At 51.1% G+C, this 2,405-nt stretch carries 2 protein-coding genes; both read right to left on the reverse strand.

The window, feature by feature from the left end; all coding sequences use genetic code 11:
• Nucleotides 1-463: 463 nt before the first annotated feature.
• Nucleotides 464-1,267 carry a TylF/MycF family methyltransferase gene (locus MK110_19695; GenBank protein ID MCH2213528.1) on the reverse strand — a complete coding sequence of 268 codons (804 nt, stop codon included), beginning with the start codon at nt 1,265-1,267 and terminating at the stop codon, nt 464-466.
• Between the two features lie 42 nt (nt 1,268-1,309).
• A partial coding sequence (locus tag MK110_19700) for an ABC transporter ATP-binding protein (GenBank protein MCH2213529.1) occupies nt 1,310-2,405 on the reverse strand: 1,096 nt, incomplete at its 5' end.

A 2,405-nucleotide genomic window follows, 5' to 3' on the forward strand; every position in this document is an offset into this window, starting at 1 on the left:
ACATTTTCGGCGATTGTGGTGATGGTCATGATCACCACCATGATCACTCCACCAATGCTCAAGCGGTCACTTGGCAGTGGAATTGAGGAGAGTGAAAGGGCTCCGTAACTGTGTCCGGATGAACATGGGCACCCGAATCTCATCTCGCCAGAGTGCAGAGGTGCAATAACACGGCAGAGTGTGAAAGCCTGAGATAACCGGTGCCAGACACTCAACGAAGAAACGGACTGGATTGTTCGCTCGCTCCTTCACGGCAGCAATGATTTCCGCGTGCCGTGGATTTCTCAGATCCAGTCCGGTCTTCAGTAGTGCACAGGCTGTCTGTGAACTGTCCCCCCTGATCAACGCTCGGCGCGGTTTGGAAGTACTTCACTGCTTTTGCGAATTTCGTACCGTGCTGTGGTTTAGCAGTCGTTTTAGTTCAGCCTGGACTGCGGTGGTCGGCTGCACCGTTCCCGTATCGTCATGCGTGTGGACGAATCATAACACCCTGGCCGGTGGGAAGATGGATCACCGGAAACCCGGTGTTTTCGGATACCATGTCAACGGCACGACGGGCGCCTGGACACGTATTAAATCCATAGTCGTCACATACGACGATTCCGCCTGGCACAAGTCGTTCGCAGAAAAATTCCAGCGAATCGTATGTCGGCTGGAACAAATCAACATCAACATGAACAAATGCAAACGTTCGTTCTGCCACTTCAGAGAACCGTGCCGGTATCCAGCCCTGGTAATACTCGATTCGCTCAAACGTTTTGAGATTGCGCTGAACCTCGTCTAGGGAAACCGACAGGTCCCCTTTTTTCCAGCTATAGGCACGTGTGGTTTCAACGGTATCTTCAGCCGCTGGTTCAGAAAGACCTTCGAACGAATCAAAAGCATGATGTACCCGCTGGTGATCTTGATGCATCGCTGAACAAATGACATGTGATGAGTGCCCGTATAGCACGCCGCATTCCACTGTATCACCGGGGATGTTTTGAAGACTGTTGGCCAGTGACCACAGAACAAACTTTCTGTCTGGCCGCTGTCCGGCCAGTGGAAAGTCCTGCCACAGCTGCCAAAATGCGGTGTCCGTCATCCAGGACGAATGATGGTTGTAAATTTCGAAGCCCCATAAGCTGGAGAGCTCGTCCAGAACGTGGAATTTTTCGTTGTATTGAAGATCTGCTTCCGGTTGATCCTCAGCATTCAGGGAATCCACAACCAGTCTACACAACTGTGGGTGCTGACTAAGCCGACGAGCCAGATGAAACTGTCTCACCAGATTTTGAAGTCTCGTTAGCAACGTGAGGTCTCCCGTCTTTCAAAACCAGTGGCCGTTCACAAAAATCACACCCGTTGCACCCGTCTGTTCGATTACTTTCGGATTGTGAGATTCGACGGAAAATGTCATCGCGTCATTCATTCGAGCGAGTTGAAGACCAATGGCGGAAGTCACAACCGCCTCGATCGAATATTCGCCGGCGAGCAGGCCACACGTTTCCAGTTGAAATCCCACAATGGCTCTTCCGGGCGCGAACTGCCTCGTTTCGAATTGACTGCCGGATCCAATAGTGGCAATCAGCACATTTGACATGGAATACACCATCAGTCGAAATCGCAGATCCGAGACGTGTTCGAAGCACTCGCACTCCATGCAGATTGAGAAGGTGTCACCAGTGGATATGGTTTTGGTTTCGCTCCCTTTGTCTGTCTCCAGGTGAACTTTGTGAATTCGTACATTCCCTGAAGATTCCTGAGGCAGTGAGGCAGAAACCGGTTTTTGTGATTGGTTCTTTTGCTGTTCGGAGTGATAAAGATGGATAGCTTCTTTGGGAGCAGCAATTTTCAGAATTGTACCGTGCGCCATGGTTGCAACACGGTCACAGAGTCGTTCCAGCTGATAGGGGTTATGTGACACAACGATGAAACTCGTTCCCCGTGCTTTCATCTCGTAGACACGGTCGTAACATTTTTTCTGGAATGCGTTGTCACCAACGGCCAGTACTTCGTCGACCAGCAACACATCCGGCTGTAGTTGTGACGCAATTGCAAAACCCAGCCGAACCTGCATTCCTGAACTGTAGGTTCGAACCGGAGCATCAATCGAATCTTTGACGTCTGCGAAGTCGACGATGTCATCAAACACGGCTGCTGTTTCCCGGCGAGTGCGTCCCAGAACGGCACTGTTGATGTAGACGTTTTCCCGTCCGGTCAGCACAGGATTAAACCCGGCACCTAACGCAATCAATGCTCCCACCCGGCCACGAATTGTTATGGATCCGGTGTCCGGCTTAATGAGGCCGTTGAGCATTTTTAGGAGCGTTGTTTTGCCAGCCCCGTTGTGACCAATCAGTCCGAGGCACTCGCCACGTTTGAGTTCAAACGAAATGTGTTTGTTTGCCCAAAATTCACCGGAT

It is taken from the genome of Fuerstiella sp., assembly GCA_022447225.1.
Classification (GTDB): domain Bacteria; phylum Planctomycetota; class Planctomycetia; order Planctomycetales; family Planctomycetaceae; genus S139-18.